The sequence below is a fragment of the Kribbella sp. CA-253562 genome (assembly GCF_050942265.1).
Classification (GTDB): domain Bacteria; phylum Actinomycetota; class Actinomycetes; order Propionibacteriales; family Kribbellaceae; genus Kribbella.
Window position 1 is genome coordinate 6,455,577 of record NZ_CP192049.1, and the last position, 19,606, is coordinate 6,475,182.

At 69.9% G+C, this 19,606-nt stretch carries 17 protein-coding genes; 9 read left to right on the plus strand and 8 right to left on the minus strand.

The window, feature by feature from the left end:
* Window positions 1–21 precede the first annotated feature (21 nt).
* Window positions 22–930, plus strand: coding sequence for a DUF2785 domain-containing protein (locus ACQPXM_RS30395; RefSeq protein ID WP_432939871.1), 909 nt, complete (start codon window positions 22–24; stop codon window positions 928–930).
* On the opposite strand, the gene ACQPXM_RS30400 is transcribed toward ACQPXM_RS30395, so the two are convergent.
* Window positions 927–1,994, minus strand: coding sequence for an endonuclease/exonuclease/phosphatase family protein (locus ACQPXM_RS30400; protein WP_432939874.1), 1,068 nt, complete (start codon window positions 1,992–1,994; stop codon window positions 927–929). The genes ACQPXM_RS30395 and ACQPXM_RS30400 overlap by 4 nt on opposite strands.
* Before the next feature lie 85 nt (window positions 1,995–2,079).
* Between ACQPXM_RS30400 and ACQPXM_RS30405 the strand changes: the two genes are divergently transcribed.
* The 3 genes from ACQPXM_RS30405 to ACQPXM_RS30415 all read left to right on the plus strand — a co-directional run bounded on the left by ACQPXM_RS30405 (window position 2,080) and on the right by ACQPXM_RS30415 (window position 4,822).
* Window positions 2,080–2,343 (plus strand): DUF3311 domain-containing protein, encoded by a 264-nt coding sequence (locus ACQPXM_RS30405; RefSeq protein ID WP_432939877.1) that lies wholly within the window; start codon window positions 2,080–2,082, stop codon window positions 2,341–2,343.
* The gene (gene mctP / locus ACQPXM_RS30410) at window positions 2,340–3,998 is read left to right on the plus strand and encodes a monocarboxylate uptake permease MctP (protein WP_432939880.1); all 1,659 of its coding nucleotides are present in this window, start codon (window positions 2,340–2,342) and stop codon (window positions 3,996–3,998) included. Before ACQPXM_RS30405 ends, mctP begins: the two co-directional genes overlap by 4 nt.
* Window positions 3,999–4,261: 263 nt before the next feature.
* On the plus strand, window positions 4,262–4,822 hold the full coding sequence (locus ACQPXM_RS30415; protein WP_432939882.1) for a DUF5317 family protein: 561 nt from the start codon (window positions 4,262–4,264) through the stop codon (window positions 4,820–4,822).
* A gap of 65 nt (window positions 4,823–4,887) precedes the next feature.
* On the opposite strand, the gene ACQPXM_RS30420 is transcribed toward ACQPXM_RS30415, so the two are convergent.
* Window positions 4,888–6,129, minus strand: coding sequence for an HD-GYP domain-containing protein (locus ACQPXM_RS30420; protein ID WP_432939884.1), 1,242 nt, complete (start codon window positions 6,127–6,129; stop codon window positions 4,888–4,890).
* Window positions 6,130–6,161: 32 nt separating this feature from the next.
* The gene (locus ACQPXM_RS30425; RefSeq protein ID WP_432939886.1) at window positions 6,162–7,511 is read right to left on the minus strand and encodes an HD-GYP domain-containing protein; all 1,350 of its coding nucleotides are present in this window, start codon (window positions 7,509–7,511) and stop codon (window positions 6,162–6,164) included.
* 268 nt (window positions 7,512–7,779) lie between these two features.
* On the opposite strand from ACQPXM_RS30425, the gene ACQPXM_RS30430 reads away from it, so the two are divergent.
* Both ACQPXM_RS30430 and ACQPXM_RS30435 read left to right on the plus strand, forming a co-directional pair.
* Entirely contained in the window at window positions 7,780–7,854 is a 75-nt protein-coding gene (locus ACQPXM_RS30430; RefSeq protein ID WP_369759046.1) for a 50S ribosomal protein bL37, read from the plus strand.
* Between the two features lie 309 nt (window positions 7,855–8,163).
* A complete protein-coding gene (locus ACQPXM_RS30435) occupies window positions 8,164–10,608 on the plus strand; it encodes a tetratricopeptide repeat protein (RefSeq protein ID WP_432939888.1) in 2,445 nt (814 codons plus the stop codon).
* Window positions 10,609–10,696: 88 nt separating this feature from the next.
* On the opposite strand, the gene rsrA is transcribed toward ACQPXM_RS30435, so the two are convergent.
* The 5 genes from rsrA to ACQPXM_RS30460 all read right to left on the minus strand — a co-directional run bounded on the left by rsrA (window position 10,697) and on the right by ACQPXM_RS30460 (window position 14,138).
* On the minus strand, window positions 10,697–10,969 hold the full coding sequence (gene rsrA / locus ACQPXM_RS30440) for a mycothiol system anti-sigma-R factor (protein WP_432939890.1): 273 nt from the start codon (window positions 10,967–10,969) through the stop codon (window positions 10,697–10,699).
* Window positions 10,966–11,583, minus strand: coding sequence for a sigma-70 family RNA polymerase sigma factor (locus ACQPXM_RS30445; protein ID WP_432939893.1), 618 nt, complete (start codon window positions 11,581–11,583; stop codon window positions 10,966–10,968). Before ACQPXM_RS30445 ends, rsrA begins: the two co-directional genes overlap by 4 nt.
* 110 nt (window positions 11,584–11,693) lie before the next feature.
* Entirely contained in the window at window positions 11,694–12,326 is a 633-nt protein-coding gene (locus ACQPXM_RS30450) for an alpha/beta hydrolase family protein (RefSeq protein ID WP_432939895.1), read from the minus strand.
* 55 nt (window positions 12,327–12,381) lie between these two features.
* The gene (locus ACQPXM_RS30455; RefSeq protein WP_432939898.1) at window positions 12,382–13,191 is read right to left on the minus strand and encodes an SOS response-associated peptidase; all 810 of its coding nucleotides are present in this window, start codon (window positions 13,189–13,191) and stop codon (window positions 12,382–12,384) included.
* Window positions 13,192–13,331: 140 nt separating this feature from the next.
* Entirely contained in the window at window positions 13,332–14,138 is an 807-nt protein-coding gene (locus ACQPXM_RS30460; protein WP_432939901.1) for a hypothetical protein, read from the minus strand.
* A 234-nt stretch (window positions 14,139–14,372) separates the two neighbouring features.
* Between ACQPXM_RS30460 and ACQPXM_RS30465 the strand changes: the two genes are divergently transcribed.
* The 3 genes from ACQPXM_RS30465 (at window position 14,373) to ACQPXM_RS30475 (ending at window position 19,600) form a co-directional block, all read left to right on the plus strand.
* On the plus strand, window positions 14,373–16,721 hold the full coding sequence (locus tag ACQPXM_RS30465; RefSeq protein WP_432939904.1) for a sigma-70 family RNA polymerase sigma factor: 2,349 nt from the start codon (window positions 14,373–14,375) through the stop codon (window positions 16,719–16,721).
* A gap of 284 nt (window positions 16,722–17,005) precedes the next feature.
* The gene (gene aspS / locus ACQPXM_RS30470) at window positions 17,006–18,295 is read left to right on the plus strand and encodes an aspartate--tRNA(Asn) ligase (protein ID WP_432939907.1); all 1,290 of its coding nucleotides are present in this window, start codon (window positions 17,006–17,008) and stop codon (window positions 18,293–18,295) included.
* 48 nt (window positions 18,296–18,343) lie between these two features.
* Window positions 18,344–19,600 (plus strand): ArgE/DapE family deacylase, encoded by a 1,257-nt coding sequence (locus ACQPXM_RS30475; protein ID WP_432939910.1) that lies wholly within the window; start codon window positions 18,344–18,346, stop codon window positions 19,598–19,600.
* Window positions 19,601–19,606 lie beyond the last annotated feature (6 nt).

The window sequence follows — 19,606 nt, forward strand, 5'->3', positions numbered from 1 at the left end:
GTCGAGTGAAAGGATGTCTCGGTGGAGTCGACGTCGTACTGGCAGGACGTGATGGCCGCGGACTATGCGGTCCCGCACGACCGTGCGCTGACCGACCTCACCGAGGAGCTCGTCCGTGGCCTGGCCAGTACGAACCCGCAGATCCGCGACGCCCTGGCGTACCCGACGCTGGCGACCTGGCTCGAGCGCGGCGTGTACGACGACCTGCTGCCCGGCTTCGGTGACGGGCTGTGCGCCGGCCTGAACTACGGCCTCGGCGAGGACGGCACCGACACGGTCTTCCGGCGCTCCTTCACCGCGCTGACGCTGGCCGAGGTGATCCACCGCGACAACGCCGAGTTCCTGGTGCACGACGAGGTGGTGATGCGCTGGGGTGACCGGCTGGCCACCTGGTTGCTGCGCGAGCGCGACCTGCGCGGGTACGTCGCCGACTGCGGCTGGGCGCACGCGGTCGCCCACGGCGCCGACGCGATCGGCGCGCTGGCCCGGTCCCGGCACTGCGACGCCGGCGTGCTGCGCGCGCTGCTCGACGTACTGGCCGACCGCATCGTCAAGGACACGCCGTACCGCTGGGTGCACGAGGAGCACGACCGGGTCGCGCACGCGGTGATGACGATCCTGCACCGCAACATGCTCAGCAGCGACGAGCTCGAGCGCTGGCTGAAGCCGATCGCCGCGACCGCCGCGCAGCAGCCGATGATGCACGAGACGCTGCCGGAGTGGCCGACGCCCAACGTGTTCAACGCCCGCGGCGTACTGCACGTGCTGCTCAGTCAGCTCGCGATCGGCGTGAAGGGCTTCCCGATCCCCGGCGACGACGACCTGTTCGGCCGCCCGATCGAGGCCCGCGCCGACCTGCTGCTGATGGTCACCGAGGCCGTCCGCGCCTCCCAGCCGTACATCTACCGCCCGGCACCGGCACCGAGTTAGGACGGCTTCCGGACGGCGACCGCGGCGATCACCGCGCGGTGGTCGGTGCCGTCGAGTTGGTAGGTCTTGAAGCGGCTCGGCTCGACGCCGGCACCGGCGACGACGTGGTCGATCTGTGTCCGGACGAACGCCGGCCGGTTCGCCGGCCACGTCCCCTGCAGCCCCTCCCCCACGGCCGGTCCGACACTGCGGCAGTTCCGCCCGAGCGCGTCCCGGAAGTCCGCGTGGTCGGTGGTCGCGTTGAAGTCACCGGCCACGATCGTCGGTAGGTCGGAGGCGCACCACGTGCGCAGTACGACGAGATCCTGCTTCCAGGCGGCCATCTCGGACGGCAGCGGCGGGTACCCGTGGTACGCGATCAGCCGCAGGTCGCCGAGCGTGCCACCGGTCACCACGATGTGCCCGAAGCGCGTGGTCGTCTGCTGGATCACACCGGCCTGGTCCGGCTCGGGCTTGCCGGTCTGCGGCTCCGGACTGGGCAGGCCGGCGCTCACCCGGCCGGGGTCGAGGGTGTCGGCGGTGAACTCGACCTTGCCGAGCGTGGCCGACACCAGCACGCTGGTCGCACTCTCCGGCGCGGAGTTCGCCTGCACCGTGTACCCGTTGTAGCCAAGGCCCTGCAGCTCCTGCTCGATCCGCTTCCGGACGTCGACCTGGGCCTCGGGCAACGACACCAGGTCGGGCCGCTGGGTCCGGATCAGTTTCGCCACCTGCTCGGGATCGGCACCACCGCCGAGCACGTTCGCGACCATCACGGTCAACGCCCGCGATCCCGGCTCGGGCGGATGCGGGTCGGAGATCGCCCGGGGCGCGGTCAGCGCGGCTCCGGTCAGCACCAGCCCGACGACGAGGGCCGAGGCCAGCCGCCAGCTGCGTCGCAGCAGCATCAGCAGAGCGAGGACCAGCACGATGGCCAGCAACTGCGGCCGGAACGCGACCAGTTGCGGCAGCGGCGTCACTTCGTCCAGCCCGAACAGCTCGGGATAGAGCGGCACGGCAACCACCAGGAGGAAGAGCGTGGACAGCACGACCCTGCGCACCCGCCAGGCGGTTTCGTTGTCCATCGATCTCCCCCTATGTCTAGTCGCTGTCCGGCACTGACCGGTAGCGTTCAGCGTTGCGCCCGCCCGTGTCCCCGAGGAGGTAGCTGTGTCCAAGCTGTCCGCGGTGAGACCCGCGTTCTGGATCGCCGGTGTTCTGCTGGCGGCTTCAGTCGTGGTACCTCTCCTGGTTTCCACCTATGCCAAGGACGAACCCCGGCTGTGGGGATTCCCGTTCTTCTACTGGTACCAGTTCCTGTGGGTGTTCCTGTCCGCGATCGCGGTCAGCATCTCCTACCAGCTGGTGATCCGTGAGGAACGCAAACGCCGCGCCGCCGAGGGTCTGGGCGGAGTCAAGGAGGACGACCGGTGAACGACGTCGAGTGGGTCCAGCTGACGATCGTCGTCCTGATCTTCGTCGCGGTCACCGTGATGGGGTTCATGGCGGCCCGCTGGCGCCGGACCGGTGAGCTGGACAGCCTGGACGAGTGGGGCCTGGGCGGACGGGGCTTCGGCACCTTCATCACCTGGTTCCTGCTCGGCGGAGACCTCTACACGGCGTACACGTTCGTCGCGGTGCCCGCCGCGATGTACGCGACCGGCGCCATCAGTGGCTTCTTCGCGGTGCCCTACACGATCGTGGTTTACCCGATCATCTTCGTGTTCATGTCCCGGTTGTGGTCGGTCTCGCATCGCAACGGCTACGTGACCCCGGCCGACTTCGTCGGCGGCCGGTACGGCAGCCGCGGGTTGTCGCTCGCGGTGGCGGTCACCGGCATCCTCGCGACGATGCCGTACATCGCGCTGCAGCTGGTCGGCATGCAGGCCGTCTTCGAGACGATGGGGCTCGGCGGCGACAACCTGCTGGCCAAGGACCTGCCGCTGCTGATCGCGTTCGCCGTGCTCGCGGCGTACACCTACTCCTCGGGGCTGCGCGCGCCGGCGATGATCGCGTTCGTCAAGGACGGCCTGATCTACCTGGTGATCGGTGCCGCGATCCTCTACCTGCCGGGCCAGCTCGGCGGCTGGGACAGCATCTTCGACGCCGCGAAGACCAAGATGGAGACCGTCTCGCCGGCCACCGGCAAGCCGACCGGGGCGTTCATCCCGGGCGAGGCCGGCTACTCGGCGTACTGGACGCTGGCCCTGGGGTCGGCGCTGGCGCTGTTCATGTACCCGCACTCGGTGACCGCCGTGCTGTCGACCAAGAACCGCAACGTGGTCCGGCGCAACGCGGCGATCCTGCCGGCGTACTCGCTGCTGCTCGGGCTGCTCGCGCTGCTCGGCTTCATGGCGATCAAGGCGAACGTCGACATCAAGGGCCTGGACGGCCTGGCCAACCCGCAGCTGGCGATCCCGCGGCTGTTCGACCAGGAGTTCCCGGCCTGGTTCGCCGGGATCGCGTTCGCGGCGATCGCGGTCGGCGCGCTGGTGCCGGCGGCGATCATGTCGATCGCGGCGGCGAACCTGTTCACCCGCAACATCTATCGCGACTTCCTGAAGAAGGACGCGACGCCGGCCCAGGAGGCGAAGGTCTCCAAGCTCGCGTCGCTGCTGGTGAAGTTCGGCGCGCTGGTCTTCGTGCTCGGCATGGACAAGACGATCTCGCTGAACCTGCAACTGCTCGGCGGGATCTGGATCCTGCAGACCTTCCCGGCGATCGTCGTCGGCCTGTTCACCCGGTGGTTCCACCACTGGGCGCTGCTGGCCGGCTGGGCGGTCGGCATGGTCTGGGGCACGATCACGGCGTACAACGTGGTGAACCCGGCGACCGGCAAGCACTTCGGCGGCTCGCTGGCGATGGTGCCGTTCACCGACACGCAGGTCTACATCGGCCTGACGGCGTTCGCGCTCAACCTGATCGTGACGGTCGCGCTGACCTTGATCCTGCGGGCGCTGAAGGTCGCCGAGGGCAAGGACTTCACCCACGAGAGCGACTACCTGGCCGACGCCGGGGACCCGGGCGTGAAGGACCTGGACGAGCTGCTGGACGAGGGCGGGACCGGCCCGGCGGCCGCGAAACCCTGACCTGGTTGGCGATCCGGCGGGCGGTCTCCCTGGACGGGGGGCCGCTCACCGGCGATCTGGTGGGGCGGTCTCCCTGGACGGAGGGCCGCCCGCCGGCGGTCTGGTGGGCGGTCTCCCTGCACGGGGCCGCCCACCGCGGTCCGCCTGGCCGGTATGCCGCGCTAGGGACGGGCGACCGCTTGTGACGTTCCGCGGCGGGCCCGACACGCTCAGGAGTTCGGCGGTGCCCGGATTCGGGCAACCGGCGCGGCAGAATCGCGAACGTGCTGCTGGTCCTCCTCGTGATGGTGCTGGCCGCGGGAGCGGCGTTGCTCACCGGCGGCCGCTTCGTCTCCCTCGCCGACAACACCCTGTCCGGCCTGCACTGGCTCGCGGCCGCCGCGACCGGCCAACTGCTCGGCTCGGTCACCGGCGGCATCGCCCACCCGGTCGGCCTGATCGGCTCGGCCGCCTGCATCGCCGTCTTCCTGCGCCAGAACCTCCGCCGCCCCGGCGTCGCCCTGCTGGCCCTCGGCTTCACCGCCAACGCGCTGGTCGTCGTCCTGAACGGCGCGATGCCGGTCTCCCGCGCCGCCCTGTCCCGCGCCGGCCTCGACAGCTTCGTCGACGACCCACGCCACGAACTCTCCGGGCCACACACCCTGCTCCCGTGGCTAGGCGACGTCGTCCCCGTCGCCCTCCCCTGGCTCGGCCAGGCCGTCAGCCCCGGCGACGTCCTGATCGCCGCCGGCGCAGGCTTACTCCTGTACGCCGGCTTAGGCGGCACGGGGCGCGTACCGTCCGAGACCGCACCCACGTGGGCCGAACTCGGCCACCGCCCGTGACCTCACGCGCCCGCTCGCTCTCGATCTCAAGCGCCAGGCTCCCGCCCGCTCACTGATCCCGCGCCCTAAAACCGAAACCCGCGCCCAACCACCCGCCGCAGCGACTCCACCACCACCGGGTCGTACTCCGCCCCGATCCCCAACCCGATCGACTCCATCGCCTTGTTCGGGCTCTGCCCCGTGCCCTCCCCCACCAGCTGCTCGTAAGCCAGCGCGACGTTCACGATCCCGCTCTCCACCGGAATCTGCGAGTTGTTGGCTCGTCCGTGCCGATAGGGATCGTTGGAGTGCCGAACGATCTCGGCCACGTGGTCCAGCACGCCGGACCGCTCGATCACCGAAGCGCCGATCTCAGCGGCCCGCTGCCGTTCTTCCCGGGTCCGCAGCAGGGAGGCGCCGCCGGGGCTGGGGTCAGCCAGCGCCAACTGACCGACCCCCGACAGCAGCGCGGCGTACTCGAGAGCCTCCATCCGATCAGGCTTCAGACCCAGGTCGTTGCCGATCGCGACAGCGAGCGCGGCGGTCCGGGCATTCTGACCGGGACTGCTGAGACCGGCGATCTCGGTACTGCGGGCCATCGACCGCACCGTCGTGCGGTACGTGCGCTGCGCGGACGCGAACCGGCGAAAGGCGAACTGCGTGAGCAGCAGCGGGACAAGCACCAAGGGCGGCGCCCACAACCCCACCACGGACGTGCCTGCCGCCAGCAGGACGCCACCGATCGCCATCGCCATACCGATCCGGGTCACCACCGCCAGCTCGTCGCGCAGCGCGGCCGGGAATGGACGGTTGTACTGCTCTGTCGCCTGGCCGGCACCGACCAGCGCATCCGCGCCGGCCGCGGTCGCGACGCCGAGCAGCATCGCAAGTACCAACGGGAGCGCGTGGTGCCAGGTGCCGTTCCAGGACAAGGAGACCGGCGTGACAGCGGCGAAGACCACCGCCGCGGCCGCTACCGAGATCACCCGTCGGCAGGAGACGACGACGTCCCACCACAGCCCAGCGACAGCGCGCGGCAGGACTCCAGCGAGGGTGGCGACCGACGTCACGGCGATCACCTGGGCGACGTCCGGTGGTACGCCGATCGCGGGTCCGCGCAGCATCGCGTAGCCCAGGGCCGCGCTGGTGGCGATCGGAGCCCGGTTACGACTCCGATCGACACGGAACTGGACCATCTCGCCGACCGCGATCAGGAAACCGAACGCCAGTGCGAACGGCCACTCGCTCAATCCGCGACTGGAGGTGATCAGTACGGCGGCCAGCCCGAGTGTGCCACCGGCCATCACGATCACCACACCACTGCCCATGCTCCGCAGGTCGGGAGCCTGCGACGACCTGCTCACTGCGGTCCGGCGGCGGACCCGGTGGCTCCACCGCCACTGCCCAGGCTGAGGTCGTCGTGGTCGATGCTGGTTTCGACACTCGCGTCCGGGACCGGTTGATCGGCCGCCACGGCCCGCCAGCCCTGGGTGCGGATCACCTTGACGAAGGCGTCGACCAGCTCCGGGTCGAAGTGCGAGTAGCGATCCTGCTCCAGGATGGCCAACGTCTCCTCCACGCTACGGGCGGGCCGGTACGACCGAGTCGAGGTCAAGCAGTCGAACGCGTCGACGATACCGATGATCCGGGCGAAATACGGGATGTTGGTTCCACTCAAGCCCGCCGGGTAGCCGCTGCCGTCGTACTTCTCGTGATGGTGCAGTACGGCGGACTTCACTTCCTCCAGGAACGGGATGTTGCCGATCAGCTCGACACCTCGCGCGGGGTGGAGCCGGATCGCGTCCATCTCGAAGTCCTCCAGCCGGCCGGGCTTCTGGATGATGCTGGTCGGTACGCCGACCTTGCCGACGTCGTGCAGCAGCCCGGCGTGCTCGAGCGCGGCCTGACGGTCACCGCCGAGCCGCAGATGGCGGCCGAGCATGCCGACGCCCTCACTCACGCGCTCGGAATGACCGCGGGTGTAGAGATCCTTGGCTTCGATCACCTGGATGAAGGCCCTCATCGTCGCCGCCTGCGCCGTGTTCTCCGCCTCGTACTGCGACAGCGCCCAGCGGGCGACCAGGAGCGGCACCAGAACCAGCAGTCCGGCCAGCGGCCCGAGACCGCCGAGCCACACGATGGCGAGCAGGAGGCCGAGGAAGCCGTATCCCACCATCGGGAGGAAGGTCGGCACCACGACCCGCTTGAGGAACTCGATCGGTTTGACCTTGCCGTCCAGCCACATCACCAAGCAGACCAGACCCGCGTTGACCACATGTTGGGCAACGGTCGCCACGATCGCCGCGAGGATGGCCATCGGCACGTGGTCCAGAACCTGGTCGCCGGTCGGTCCACCGACCAACGTGTAGGCCATGCCGCCCGCGCCGACGGCCAGGACGCGCTGAGCGCCGTTGAAGAATCGTTTGACCAGCGGCATGTCCCGCCGGATTTGAGGAAGGTAACCGACCGCTCCAGCCACCACGGCCGCCCAGGGACCGGCCATCACGTACACCGTGAGGATCACGATCGAGTCCAGCGACGCGAGATAGGCGGAGCCAACGCTGAAGCGCAGCATGCCACCGATCAGCATGAACGCGCACAACGCTGCCACGGTCGGGTAGTCCGACAGTTGCGCGAACGACAGGACCAGGATGCTGATCGCCAGCGCGGTCACGGTCGCGACGAGCACGTTCAGCACGCGAGCCCTCACGACATCACCCGGTCCATACCGTAAGTATGATCACCAGTCCCAGAAATCCGGCATGGCCAGTACACCTCCGCTCAGCGGTAGCAGTCTCGTGACCGCCGGCGAGCGGGCACAGGGGGGCAGACAGCACATCGCTGACTCATCGTAAGTTTGCTCATCAGGCGCGCCGCGAAACACTGTAGGCCAGCGCATGACTCGCCGCACCGTGCAGAGCACCCCTGTGTGGTATGAGAGACTGTGACTCTTTGCAGTTGTTACAAGGAGGCTTCATATGGGCAAGACCGGCCGTAAGCGCCGTGCACGCAAGAAGAAGGGCGCTAACCACGGTAAGCGCCCGAACGCCTGACTCAGGCGGCTACGCACAGCAAGGACCCTGGTGAAAACCGGGGTCCTTTGCAATTTGGTCACATGTATCGACAAGACCACCAACAAAAGAGGTCTTGTATTCGGAGCGTCTATATCCGGCTACTGAACGCTATAATTCAAACAGCCGTTTAGGGCCGCGTCCAGTTTCCGTAGTACATGTTCCTCCCATGGACCTCGCGAAGCCCTGTGGACAACGTGAGCACAACGTCGATGCGGGCTCCTACAGTTAGGGCTGTGGATGGCGGTTGTATACCGCGAACTGTGGGACGTGACCAGGAGGTGGGCAGGCTTGGCATCCGAGGCGACGCTCGGCGAACTGCTGCGCGAGTACCGGATCGCCGCCAACCTGACCCAGGGCGCGCTCGCCGAGAAGGCCGGTCTGAGCGAGCAGGCGGTGAGTCTGCTCGAGCGCGGCACCCGGCGCCGTCCGCGGCCCAGCACGCTGCGGGCCCTGGCAGAGGCGCTCGACCTCGACGAGGACGCCGAGGAACAGCTCGCGCAGGCAGCCCGCGGCACTCGGGCATCACGCCACGCCACTTCGGCCCCAGCAGCCGACACCAGCCACGAAGGCGTCGTACCGCGGCAGCTCCCACCCACCCTGGCCGACTTCACCGGGCGGGCAGCCGAGCTGGCGACCCTGGTGTCCGCGTTGACCGAGGATGCGGGCACGGGCACCGTTCGGATGGCCGCCGTGACCGGCATGGGCGGCGTCGGCAAGACGTCGCTGGCCGTGCACGCGGCCCACCTCACCGCCGACGCCTACCCCGACGGCCATCTCTACCTCGACCTGCGCGGCTATGGACCGGGTGACGCCGTCCCACCACTCGAAGCGCTGAGTCAGTTGCTCCGCTCGATGGGCATCGCCGGGCACTCGATCCCCGATGCCGTCGACGAAGCCGCCGCGCTGTACCGCTCGAGGATCGCCGGCCTGCGGATGCTGGTTCTGCTGGACAACGCCAACGGCGCGGCCCAGGTGTGGCCGTTGTTGCCTGGGGCACCCGGTTCCGCGGTGCTCGTGACCAGCCGCCGGGGCCTGACGACCTTGCCCGGCTTCGTCCAGGTCAATCTGTCGCCGTTGTCGGAGAGCGACTCGATCAGTCTGCTCGGCAAGATCGTCGGCGACAGCCGGGTGGCCGCCGAATCAGACGCCACCCGGACGATCGCCCAGCTCACCGGCCGCCTTCCTCTCGCCGTTCGCCTGATCGGAGCGCGGCTGGCAGCCCGGCCGGGCTGGCCGGTCGAACACATGGTGAACCAGTTGCAGGACGAGAAGCGCCGGCTGGACGAGCTGGGCACGGGCGCCGCCGGCGTCCGCTCCAACATCGCCGCGTCGGTCGAGTTTCTCGCCGCGAGCGACCAGTACGTCGACCGCCAAGCGGCCGCCGCCCTCGACCTGCTCGGACTGCCGAACGGTGGTGATCTGTCGACCCCGACCACGGCCCGTTTGCTCGACAGTTCCGAGGCAGAGACCGAGCAATGGCTCGAGCGTCTGGTCGACCTCAACCTGTTGATCTCGCTGGCACCCGGCCGCTACCGCCTGCACGACCTGATCCGGGCGTACGCCCGCGAGCGCGCCGACCAGGTGCTGTCCGAAGGTGCCAGGACCGACGCACTGGCCCGCGTCCTGACCTTCTACACCGGGGTCGCCTGGCGGTGTCAGGAGCTGACCCATCCGGACAACCCGAGACTCGCGCTGGCCGGCGAGAGCCGCCGGAGTGTGACACCCTTCGCCGACTCGTTGTCGGCGATCTCATGGCTGAACACCGAGCAGACGAATCTCGCAGAGGCTCTCCAGCAGGCCCGGCGCAGTCCTGCCCTGCAAGCGCTGGTGCCCGAATTCGCACTCGCCTTCTTCGGGTACTACGAGACCCTCGGTCGCTGGAACGACATGCGGACCGCCTGTCGAGTGGGCCGCGAGGTCGCCGGCGAGCTGGGCTTCCGGCACTTGAGCGCGTGGCTGGAGCACGATCTGGCGATACCCGACGCCGAGAGCGGTCGGCTCGAGCCGGCGCTCGACCATCTGCGCGCCGCCGAGAAGCTGTTCGAGGCGGTCGGCGACCTGATCGGCGAGGCGCGGTGCTCCACCTCACTGAGCCGAGTGCTCGAGCAGATGGGGCGGTGGGACGAAGCCGTGGCGCACGGGGAGCGAGCCCTCGCCCTCAGCCAGCAGCTCGACGACACGACGATCGAGGGGACCAGCTATCTCGCCCTCGGCAGCCTCTACCTGCACAGCGGCGACATCACCCGCGCCGACCGCTCGTTCGCGCGCGCACTCGCGCTGTCCTCGGCCACCGGCAACTATCGCTCGACCGCCAAGCGGTACCAGAACGCCGGCCAGGCCTACCTTCACGCCGGCTTTCTGGACAGGGCCGCCGACTACCTGGTCAAGAGCATCAGCGCCTACCAGCTGGTCTCCGACCGAAACGGCGAGTCGGACAGCTGCCGCGACCTCGCCGAACTCCACACCAACCTGCGCCAGCTGCCCCTCGCCCGAACGTACGCCGAGACAGGCCTCCGCCTCGCCCGCAAGATCGGCAATCTCCAGCGCGAGGGAGAGCTCCTGATCCAGCTCGGCCGGATCGAGCACGCCGACGGCGATCTCACCGCGGCCCGCACCCATTGGCAACAGGCCGCCACCCTCCTGCGCTCCCAGGCGATCTCCTCCGAGACCATCGCCCTCGACCTCCTCGCCGCCAACCCAGCAGCCGAAGAACCGCCTTCTGGTACCGAATGACCAGCTCGCTCGCCGGCCGACCCCCGCCGTGACGCACAACGACCGCGGCACCGGGGTGCTGCGGTCGTCAGGTGTGCCGGTTGCCCGGTCAGTCCGGGCTGGAGGTCTCCACGCGGGCCTCGGTCAGGCGGAGGAGGATCTTGGCGCGCAGGGCGTCGGGGGCCTGTTCGTCGCCGCAGGAGCGGTGGACGAGCTTCTTGATGCAGCGCTCGAGGTCGTACTGGTCGAGGCAGGGGGCGCACTCTTCCAGGTGGTGGCGGATCTCGTCGCTGCTGGCGTCTTCGAGTTCGTTGTCGATGAAGACGTACACGCGCTGCAGGATCTCGCTGCAGTCGACGTCGTGGTGCTCGCCGCAGCTCACGACTCCTCCTCGGTCTTCGCGCTGTCTGCCGCGGGGATCAGGCCGCGGTCGCGGGCGTAGTCGGCCAGCAGCTCGCGGAGCTGGCGCCGGCCGCGGTGCAGCCGGGACATCACGGTACCGACCGGCGTACCCATGATCTCCGCGATCTCCTTGTAGGCAAAGCCCTCGACGTCGGCCAGGTAGACCGCCAGGCGGAAGTCCTCCGGGATCGTCTGCAGGGCCTGCTTCACGTCGGAGTCGGGCAGGTGCTCCAGGGCAACCGCCTCGGCCGACTTCAGGCCGCCGGGAGTGTGTGACTCGGCGGCGGTGAGCTGCCAGTCCTCGATCTCCTCGGTCGGCGACTGCGTGGGCTGACGCTGTCGCTTGCGGTAACCGTTGATGAAGGTGTTGGTCAGGATCCGGTACAGCCACGCCTTCAGGTTGGTCCCGGGCGTGAACTGGTGGAACGAGCTGTACGCCTTCGCGAAGGTGTCCTGGACCAGGTCCTCGGCGTCGGACGGGTTACGCGTCATCCGCATCGCCGCGGCGTACATCTGGTCGAGGAAAGGCAGCGCCTCGCGCTCGAAGCGCTCGGTCCGCTGCTCGGGAGTCTCGGTGGTCGTCGATGTCGGCATCGTGATCGAGAATACCGGGGCGACCCCAGAACTCGGCGCTCTGTCCAGGCTCGTTACCGTCATGCCCGTCACAACACGCCCGCCGACGCCCTCATTCCCGGCGTGGCGTTCTAGCCCGACACTTCCCGCGACACCCATTCGAAGACGGCTTCGACCAGCAACTCGTACGACTCCTGCTGGGTCAGTTCGGCCCGTTTCGGCACCTTGAAGCCGTGGTCGGCGTCCGGTACGACGGCCATCTCGGTCAGCGGCGGGAATTCGTCCGGCGTACCGAACGGGTCCTTCTCCCCCTGCACGACCAGCGTCGGCAGCCCGGCCGCCTGGAGCTCGTCGACCCGCGACTTGTCCGGCTTGCCCGGCGGGTGCAGCGGGAACGACAGCGCCAGCACGCCGGAAGCCCCCAGCCCGGTCGCCGTCCGGCAGGCCACCCGCGCACCCGCGGACCGGCCGCCGAGGACCAGCGGGGTGCGGATCCGCAGCTGGCCGATGATCGCGATCCAGGACTCGTCCAGGATCTTCGGCGCCGGCGCGAGTTTGCGGCCGGCCCGGCGCCAGGGCTGCTCGATCAGGAACACGTTGATGTCCTGCTTCGGCAGCCGGGCCGCCAGCGCGGCCAGGTCGCCGGACTCGATGCCCCCGCCCGCGCCGTGACCGAGGGCCAGCGTCGCCACCGGCCGCCGGGCCCGGTGCGCGACGATCCGCGCCTCACCGTGCGGTGTCGCCACAATCCGTTCGTCGGTCACGGGCCCATCCTGTCATTGCGTGGGCGCCTGACCGGTCACCCACACAGGCAGGTTGTCAGAACAGTGGATTGTCCTCGGCCTGCGCGGGCGGACCGGGCTGGTCGGCCGGGTCGTCGCCGTCCGGCGGCAGCGGCTCGACCAGATGCGGGCCGTTGTTCTTCACCGAGCTGACCGCCTTGGAAACCGCGTACGCCTCGAGCCGGCCCGGCGCGGCCGGGACCAGCAGCTCGAGCAGCTCGTCGGGGTCGGACGACAGCGGGTCGAGCCAGGCGTCGTACCGGTCACGCTCGACCAGCAGCGGCATCCGGTCGTGGATCCGGCCGAGGTCGTCGGTGGCCGAGGTGGTGAGCACCGTGCAGGTCCACAGCCAGGCCGCGTCGGAGTCGGCGTCGGCGACGGACTTGTCGCGCCAGATCTCGTACAGCCCGGCCATCGCCAGGACACCGCCGTCGGTCGGGCGGATGAAGTACGGCTGCTTGACCGGCTTGCCGTTCTTCTTCTGCTCGGTCTCGTACCACTCGTAGTAGCCGTCGGCCGGCAGCAGGCAGCGCCGGGTCGCGAACGCCTTCTTGAAGGCCGGCTTCTCCGCGACCGTCTCCATCCGGGCGTTGATCAGCCGGCTGCCGATCGAGGGGTCTTTGGCCCAGGAGGGCACGAGTCCCCACTTGACCGTGGTCAGCTTGCGCACCACCTGGTCGGGCTGCTCGCGGTTCTTCCGCTCGACCACGGCGATCACCGGGTCGGTCGGGGCGACGTTGTAGTTGTCCGGCAGCTCCTGCACGGTCTCCTTCACGTTGCCCGCGGCGATCTCGAACTCGACCACCAGATCAGCAGGGTCCCGGCTGCTCGCGTAGCGCCCACACATGGGACCAAGACTAGCCAGCGCCGCCGACAGATTCCGGTACGCCGGACAGCAGCGGCGGTGGATCGCCTACCCCGTGATAGGCGATCCACCGCCTGCTCGTTGCGCCCGGGCATCCCCCTGTAGACGTCCGGGCGCAGGTCCTAGCGGCGGGTCAACTCGTCCAGCAGCCGCACGGCCATCGCGTCGGTGGCCGGCAGGCCCTCGATCCAGATCCGGGCCAGCTGCGGCTCGTCGGTGTCCAGCCGCCACTGGGTGATCAGGGCTCTGACCGTCGCGACCTGCTCCGGCAGGTTCGGCTCGCGGTCGACGAGCGCCGCCGCGCGGTGTGAGCCGACGCGGCCCAGTACGTCACCGCCGGCGAAGACGATCCGCAGGCACTCCGCGACGTCGATGAGCCGCAGTTCGCGGTCGAACGGCGTGATGCCGGGCGGGCTGAGCGGCTCGACCACCACCAGTGCGTGCGTCGCCGGTACGGAAGTTCCACGCAGATCGGCCTCTCGGTAGATCTCGCCGAGGCGGGACCGTAGGTGCGCCAGGCTGGACAGCCCGGTCAGCGGGTCCTCGCAGCTCAGTGAGTGCAGGTAGATGAGTGACGCTTCGGCCCAGCTGGAACTGAGTGCGCGTACCGCGGCGAAAGCCGGCTCGCCCCCGGCGATCGAGCGGTACAGCGCACTCAGCCCATCAAGTGCCTCGAGCAGCGAGACTCCGTCGGCCGCCAACTGGCGGCCGACCTCGTCGCTCGCAGGCACGACGTCGGCCCCGTCCTGGAGCGCCTCGGCGATCGCGAGGTAGGCACTCCGGTCGAGACCTGCTGTGCCGTGCGGCTCCCTCCTTCCGCACGGTTGCTGTGCTGACGACGCTTCCGGCCGGTCCCGGGCGAGCGACCCCGCCAGGTTCGGGCCGCGCAGCGAGTCGAACCGCCGGCGGATGTCCGCGTACAGCGACATGACCCTCCTTCTCGCAGCCCTTTCAGCCTCCCGACCGGGTGGCCGGAAGCGTCGTTCTGCAGGAGAGACAGCGCCATGACGGGTTCATGACGCAGATTTCGAAGTTTTTTTCTCGTAACCTCGGACCGGCCGCAGTCGTCAGGAAAGGTGCGCCGGGGCGTCCCATCTGGGAGTCTTGTCCTCGGCAACTATGTGACAGACGGTGACGACGCCATGACAGCAGGGGGAGCCTCGATGGAGGAAGTACCGAGCGACGCGGAGCTGATCGCGCGCGTGCGTTCGGGCGACCTCGAGGCGTACGGCGAACTGTTCGCCCGGCACCACCAGGCGGCCGAGCGGATGGCCCGCCAGCTCGTCCCGCCGAACGACGCCGACGACCTGGCCGGCGACGCCTTCGCGAAGGTGCTGGACGCGCTGCGTGGCGGCGGCGGCCCGGACGTCTCGTTCCGGGCGTACCTGCTGACCACCGTGCGCCGGGTCCACGTCGACCGGATCCGGGCCGGCCGCAAGGTCACCTCGACCGACGACATCGCGGCGTACGAGCGGGAGCCGCAGGGCTTCGACGACCCGACGGTGACCGGCTTCGAGAGCGGCGCGGCGGCAAAGGCCTTCGCCTCGCTGCCGGAGCGCTGGCAGGCCGTGCTGTGGCACACCGAGGTGGAGGGCGAGAAGCCCGCCGCCATCGCTCCCCTGCTCGGCCTGACCGCCAACGGCGTCTCCGCGCTGGCCTACCGGGCCCGTGAAGGGCTGCGGCAGGCGTACCTGCAGCAGCACCTGGCCGACGTCGCCGGGGACCGTTGCCGTTGGACCACCGAGCGCCTGGGCGCCTACGTGCGCGGTGGCCTCACCAAGCGGGAGAACCGCAACGTCCGCGAGCACATGGACGACTGTGCCAAGTGCACCGCGGTCTACCTCGAGCTGGTCGAGGTCAACAGCGCACTGCCGGCACTGCTGGCTCCGGCTCTGCTGGGCACGGCCGGCCTGGGCTACCTGGCCGCCGCGTCGGGCGCGAAGGTCGGTCTGGTCGGCTTCTTCGTCACCGGCTGGAAGAAGGCCACCGAGAACAGCGCCCGTACGGCGGTCGGCGGTGGAGCGGTCGTCGTGGTCGCGGTCGCCGCGGTGCTGGCCGCGCTCGCGCTGACCGGCAACGAGACGCCACCGGCCGCGATCGACCAGCCGTCGGTCCAGCCGACGCAGCCGCCTCAGCCGCCGCCGGTGCCGCCGGTGCCGCCGTCGCAGAAGCCACCCACGCAGAAGCCGCCGGCGACCCAGCCGACGCAGCCGGAGCCGACCCAGCCCGAGCCGACGCAGCCCACGCAGCCCAGTGAGCCGCAGCCGACCACGGCGCCCACCAGCGCCCCGACGAGCGCGCCGACCAGTCCACCGACCACGCCGCGCCCGACACCGCCGCCGCCGACCACCCCGATCCTGGACGAGGGCCTGCTGACCATCAGCCTGCCCACCGGCGGCGGCAGCCCGCCCACCAGTGGCGGCAGCCCAGCCGGTGGCGGTAGCCCCGCCTTGAGCGGCGGAGGCCCCGCGGCGTTCGGCCCGTTCGCCCGCAGCACCGCCGCGCGGGACGCCGATCTGCGCGCCACGGTCACCATCAAGGTCCCGGCGAACAACACCAACCCCGTTGTCATCGGCATCAAGTTCGGCAACGCCCTGCGGTGGCCGCTGAGCGGCAACCCGGCCGGCTGGACCTGCACGAAGGCCCCCGACGGCAAGAGCGGCAGCTGCACGGCCGTCGATCCCGCGGCGCCGCCGACGCTCCCGATGATCTTCACCGAGCCCACCGGCGGCTCGGTGACCGACCGCACGTTCACCGTCTCCGGCAAGTCCGGCCGCCTGTACGACGACGACTCCGCCACGCTGACCGCTCCCCCGCGGCTCGACGAGAACCTGCTGAAGCTGTCCGTCGGCAAGACCGACCTGGACCGCTACTTCCGCACGATCACCGTCGCGCCGGGCACCGACCGGACCGGCGTCACGCTGAAGATCTCGTACGGCGCTGAGCTGTCCTGGCCGATCGCCGCCGCCCCGCCCGGCTGGAAGTGCACCCCGGCCACCCGGACATGTACGGCGGTCACCCCGACCCGGCCGGCTCCGCTGCCCGCCACCTTCGCCGTACCGGACGGTGGATCGGCGGCCGCGCGGACGTACACGGTGACCGCGACGGCCGGTCTCCTCCACGACACCGACTCCGAGACGCTGGCACCGGTCCGCCTGGACGAGTCGCTGCTGCGCATCCTCACCCCGGACCCGCACGAGGATCCGAACCCGTTCGTCTACAACCGCTTCCTCGACCTGAGCGGCACGAACGGGCCGGTCACGCTGGACATCTCCTGGGGCAAGAACGTCACCCTGGTCTCGTACTTCGACAAGGGCTGGACCTGCTCGCGTTCGACCGACGTCCGGCGGGCCACGTGCTCGACCGAGCGCTACACGAAGGCGCTGAACACCGAGTGGGCCGCCTGGCCGGGCTCCGGGGTCAAGAACGAGATCACCGTGAAGGCGGTCACGCCGGGCCGGTACGACACCGACAGCGCGCGGATCCCGCCGACCAAGCACGGCAAGCGGTAACGGGTCCGGCCGGCCAAATCGGTTTTGTCCCGGCCGGTGCCGCGCTCTAGGCTGGGACCCGTTCGCGCTGACGGAACCGAGTAGCGCCGTTCACCTGTGGTCCAGAGAGTCGCCGGTAGCTGGGAAGGCGACGCACAGGCCGGTCGTGAAGACACTCCTGAGCGAATGCGACAGCAAGAGGCCGGACTGGGTCTGACCAGGCCGGTGAAGGTGTGGTGGCACCGCGAGTTCCCCTTCGCCCACACCTCCGGGGTTCGAGAAATCCGACGGAGGTGAAAACAGCGATGCGCATTCTCAACCACGAGATCCCCTCAGCAGTGGGCCAGACCGTCACGGTGGCCGGCTGGGTGCACCGAAGACGACGGCTGGCCGCGGTCAGCTTCCTGGTCCTGCGGGACCGGTCCGGCCTGAGCCAGGTCGTCGTCAAGGCGCCGGAGACCCAGGCCCAGCTGGACGGACTCGGTGAGGAGACCGTCGTCCAGGTGACCGGTACGGTCGCCGCCAACCCGCAGGCGCCCGGTGGGGCCGAGCTGGTCGACCCGGTGATCGTCCCGCTGACCGAACCGGCCAAGACGCCGCCGATCGAGCTCTGGCGGCCCACGGTCGGAGCTGGTCTGCCGGTGGTGCTCGACAACGCGCCGGTCGCACTGCGGCATCCTGCGGTCCGCGCCGGCTGGGAGGTCGCCGCGGCCGCGCTGCACGGGTTCCGCAGCACGCTGGACGGCCTGGACTTCACCGAGATCCAGACGCCCAAGATCGTCGGTACGGCGACCGAGTCGGGAGCGAACGTGTTCGCGCTCGACTACTTCGGCGGTCCGGCGTACCTGGCCCAGTCGCCGCAGTTCTACAAGCAGACGATGGTCGGGGTGTTCGAGCGGGTCTACGAGGTCGGTCCGGTGTTCCGGGCCGAGCCGCACGACACCGTCCGGCACCTGGCCGAGTACGTCTCGCTGGACGCGGAGTTCGGCTTCATCGGCGACCACCGCGACGTACTGGCCGTACTGCGTAACGTCCTGGCCGGGATGCTCGCGGCCGTCGGGTCCAGAGCCGGTACGGCGCTGGAGCGGCTCGGCGTGGCGCTGCCGGAGATCCCGGTCGACGTACCGGTGCTGCACTTCGCGGACGCGCTCAAGCTGGCCGGGGCCGACCCGAGTGAGCCGGACCTGTCGCCGGCCGACGAGCGGGCGATCGGCGAGTGGGCTCTGCGCGAGCACGGCAGCGACTTCGTCGCGGTCGAGGGCTACCCGATGGTCAAGCGGCCGTTCTACACGCATCCGCAGCCGTCGGACCCGCGCTGGTCCAACTCGTTCGACCTGCTGTTCCGTGGGGTCGAGTTGGTCACCGGCGGCCAGCGGCTGCACCGCTACAGCGACTACGTGGCGGCTCTGCAGGCCAGAGGCGAGTCGGCCGACGCACCGGCGTACAGCAGCTACCTGCAGGCGTTCCAGCACGGCATGCCGCCGCACGGCGGTTTCGCCATCGGGCTGGAGCGCTTCGTGGCCCGCCTCACCGGCGCGGAGAACGTCCGCGAGGTCACTTTGTTCCCCAGGGACCTGCACCGGCTGACGCCGTGACATGAAGCACTGCCCGCTCCGCGCACGTCCCGGTGCATGATGTGCGCCATGAGTGCTGACATGGAGCGGGCGGTGCTGGCGGCGATCGACGACTCGGCGATCGTCGAGGAACTGCGGGAGCTGGTGCGGATCCCGAGCGTGGACGGGACTGCCGAGGAGAACGTGGCCCAGGAGTGGGTCGCCGGACGCCTGCGCAGGCTCGGTCTGGCGGTCGACCACTGGCAGCTGGACCTCGCCGACGTGACCGCCGACCCGGCCTTTCCGGGTATGGAGGTGCCGCGCACCGAGGCCTGGGGCTGCGTCGGCACGCTCGGCGGTGACGGCACGCCGGGCCTGGTGCTGAACGGGCATGTGGACGTCGTACCGCCGGGAGATCTCGGGCTCTGGCCGGACGGCGACCCGTTCTCGGCGCGGGTCAGCGACGGGATCATGTGGGGCCGCGGCACCTGCGACATGAAGGCCGGCATCGCGGCGATCCTCGGCGCGACGGCGGCGATCGTTGCCGCAGGCATCGAATTGCGGCGGCCGCTGGCCGTGCACACGGTGGTCGGCGAGGAGGACGGCGGGCTGGGCACGTTCGCGACCCTGCGCCGCGGCCACACCGGCGCGGCCTGCCTGATCGCGGAGCCGACCGCCGGGACCGTCATCCCGGCGAACTCCGGCTCGCTCACGTTCCGGCTGGAGATCGCCGGACTGGCCACGCATGGCTCGACCCGGACCCGCGGGGTCAGCGCGATCGAGAAGTTCGAGCCGGTGCACGCCGCGCTGCGCGAGTTGGAGGCCGAGCGGAACCGCGCTCCGCACCCGTTGCTCGACCACCTCGACCTGGCCAACCCGCTGTCGATCGGCACGATCCGGTCCGGCGACTGGGCGAGCACGGTGCCCGACCTGCTGATCGCCGAGGGCCGGTACGGCGTACAGCTGGGTGAGCCGGTCGAGGACGCGCGGGCTGCCTTCGAGCAGACCGTCGCGGCGGCGTGCGAGAAGGACGACTGGCTGCGGGACCACCCGGTGAAGGTCACCTGGCCGGGTGGGGTGTTCGCCTCCGGTCTGCTGCCTGAGGGCGATCCTCTGCTCGACGACACGTTGCGGGCCGTCGTGGACGCGGGTGGTCCCGCTCCGGAGGTCAGAGGCGGACCGTACGGGTCGGACCTGCGGCAGTACGCGGCGGCCGGCGTACCGACGCTGCAGTACGGGCCGGGTGACGTCCGGTACGCCCATGCGACCGACGAGCACGTCGCGCTGGCGGAAGTTCTGCACTGCGCCCGGGTCTATGCGCTGCTGGCAGTACGCCGCTGCGCCTAGTGGTAC